We start from the raw sequence: 251 nt of genomic DNA, 5'->3' as shown, positions 1-251 counted from the left end.
CAGAGGTGATCAGTGGAACGTCGTTCGTGCCGGTGATCACGATCGTCACCGTCTGCACTGCCGTGCCACCATGGCCGTCATCGACGGTCACGTCGTACTTCTGCGTCAGCGTCTGGCCGGCCTGCAGCGAGTCCAGCACGCTGTCTGCAACCTGGAAGGTCCAGCCGACCGAGTCGCTCGCCTGGTTCAGCGCGCCGAGTGAGAAGGAGCCCAGATAGCCGCCGCCCTGTGCGGTGAAGGTGGCGCTGTGG

General features: G+C 65.3%; 1 protein-coding gene. It reads right to left on the bottom strand.

Annotated elements, in window-relative coordinates; translation table 11 throughout:
* Positions 1–251, bottom strand: a 251-nt coding sequence (locus IB264_RS34425) for a VCBS domain-containing protein (RefSeq protein WP_192435400.1), incomplete at both ends; no start/stop codon positions are given.

Source organism: Ensifer sp. ENS11 (assembly GCF_014851895.1).
GTDB classification, from domain to species: domain Bacteria; phylum Pseudomonadota; class Alphaproteobacteria; order Rhizobiales; family Rhizobiaceae; genus Ensifer; species Ensifer canadensis.
The sequence above is the reverse complement of the archived record's forward strand: the minus strand, read 5'-3'. Positions and strand labels throughout refer to the sequence as shown.